The sequence below is a fragment of the Levilactobacillus bambusae genome, from assembly GCF_003124125.1.
Classification (GTDB): Bacteria; Bacillota; Bacilli; order Lactobacillales; family Lactobacillaceae; genus Levilactobacillus; species Levilactobacillus bambusae.
Genome location: NZ_QCXQ01000039.1, coordinates 1 through 1,802, shown reverse-complemented (window position 1 = coordinate 1,802; position 1,802 = coordinate 1). Strand labels below are relative to the sequence as shown.

The 1,802-nt window shown below is 44.0% G+C and carries 1 protein-coding gene; it reads right to left on the bottom strand.

Annotated features, from left to right (window positions below; translation table 11 throughout):
* The coding region (gene secA / locus DCM90_RS09870) for a preprotein translocase subunit SecA (RefSeq protein WP_109251169.1) at positions 1-1,802 on the bottom strand (1,802 nt) is incomplete at both ends.

The window sequence follows — 1,802 nt, the reverse complement described above, 5'->3', positions numbered from 1 at the left end:
TTTTGAAACCTGACTATCGTAAACCTTCAAGGCACGTTGGAAAAGCTCTTCCTTGATGGCCTTATCAGACAAGCCTGACAAGTCTTCCATCGTAATAGAATCTTCAGGAAGCAAGTTGTACTTAGCAAAGTTCAAAATTGCCTCTAGTTTTTCATCTTGTTTGGCACGCGCATGACCATCAACGACACGTTCAATCGTGCGCTTAATCATAGACTGAATTTCAGGTGCCAAGTCACGATCTGCAGTGATGACATCGTAACGTTGAGCATAGATAATCTCACGTTGTTCACGCATGACATCATCGTATTGAAGGACTTGTTTACGGGTATCGTAGTTATTTCCTTCGACACGTTTCTGAGCTGCTTCAACCTGACGCGTCAACATGCGAGACTCAATCGCCTCTTCAGACATGTTCAAGCGTTCAAAGATTCCCTTCAAGCGTTCAGAACCAAAACGTTTCATCAAATCATCTTCAAGAGATAGGTAGAATTGTGACTCACCTGGATCTCCTTGACGACCTGAACGTCCACGAAGCTGGTTATCGATACGACGACTTTCATGACGTTCTGTACCAATAACACAAAGTCCTCCAAGTTCACGAACACCTTCACCAAGCTTGATGTCGGTACCACGACCCGCCATGTTGGTTGCGATGGTAACGGCACCACGTTGACCAGCATTCATGATGATTTGGGCTTCTCTATAGTGGTTTTTGGCATTCAAGACTTCGTGAGGAACACCAGCTGCAACCAATTTCTTAGAAATGTAGTCACTAGTTTCAACCGCTACTGTACCAACCAAGACAGGTTGACCCTTTTGGTAACGAGCCTTAACGTCTTCGACAACCGCTTTAAACTTAGATTCGATACTTGCATAAAGAAGGTCTGAGTGGTCAATACGTTGAACAGGACGGTTTGTTGGGATTGGAATAACACGAATGTTGTAGATTTCACGAAATTCTTCTTCCTCAGTCTTACCTGTACCCGTCATACCAGACAATTTTTTGTACATACGGAAAAGGTTTTGGTACGTGATTGAGGCAGATGTCTTGGTTTCATCCTGGATTGGCACACCTTCTTTGGCTTCAATAGCTTGGTGCAATCCATCAGAATAACGACGACCTTCCATGGTACGACCTGTAAATTGGTCGACAATCAAGATTTCTTGCTCTTCGCTCACCACATAGTCAATATCGAGAAGCATGATGTAGTTGGCACGAAGGGCGTTATCGATAAAGTGGGTCAAAGCCACGTTTTCGATGTCATAGAGGTTTTCAAGTTTGAAGTAGCTTTCAGCCCTGTCAATCCCTGAATCAGACAAACCAATAGTCTTAGACTGCACATCGATGATGTAGTCATCTTTGTTCAAAGATTTTACATAGTGGTCTGCCATGTGATACAACTGACTGGTTTCAACCGCATTGGCACCTGATACAATCAAAGGTGTACGAGCCTCGTCAATCAAGATAGAGTCAACCTCATCGACCAAGGCATAGTTAAGCGGACGTTGTACCATGTTTTCAGCGCGAACGACCATATTGTCACGAAGGTAGTCAAATCCGATTTCTGAGTTAGTTGAGTAAGTAATATCACACTCATAGGCTTCTTTTTTCTCCATTGGAGATTTGGTAGCCAAGTTAATCCCTACTGACAAACCAAGCCAAGAGTACAATTCACCCATCTCAGTCGCGTCACGTTCTGACAGGTATTCATTAACCGTAACTACGTGAACCCCTTTACCTGAAAGGGCATTGAGGTATACCGGCATGGTCGCAGTCAAGGTTTTCCCTTCCCCTGTACGCA